This is a genomic window from Massilia sp. CT11-108, from assembly GCF_047302915.1.
Classification (GTDB): Bacteria; Pseudomonadota; Gammaproteobacteria; order Burkholderiales; family Burkholderiaceae_D; genus Telluria; species Telluria orientalis.
Map to the genome: position 1 here is coordinate 1 of NZ_JBKYMO010001243.1, position 460 is coordinate 460.

Annotated in this window: 1 protein-coding gene; it reads left to right on the plus strand. The window is 67.6% G+C overall.

The annotated features are described in order from the left end of the window. Positions 1-306 (plus strand): toxin co-regulated pilus biosynthesis Q family protein (locus ACEN88_RS34225; RefSeq protein ID WP_413346841.1); only part of this gene is annotated, 306 nt, incomplete at its 5' end. Positions 307-460: the final 154 nt, after the last annotated feature.

Sequence of the window (460 nt, forward strand, 5' to 3'; positions counted from 1 at the left end):
GTCGTGCCGGTGCGCGCGGCGCCCGTCGCGCCCCCGCCACCGCCCGAGCCGACCTGGGCCGTGTTGCAAAGCGATAAAACCCTGAACGGGACACTGCAACGGTGGGCGGCCGGCGCCGGCTGGCAACTGATGTGGGAACTGCCCGTCGATTACGCCGTCGCGGTGCGCACCGAACTGCACGGTTCCTTTGCCGACGCCGTCGGCATGGTGGTGAAGAGCATGGAGGGAGCGGACGTGCCGATGAAGGCGATTTTCTACGACGGCAACAAGGTGCTGCGGATCGTTGCGAAAGGAACCGAACCATGATGACCAGGCGCTTGCATGCGGTGTTGCCCCTGCTGCTGCTGTCGGCGTGCGGCGGCATGTCGGCCCGGCTGGACAAGACCATCGACGACACCGGCGGCCAGGTGGCCACCCTCGTCAGGGACACCGGCCATACCGCGAACGGTGTCGTGGCCAG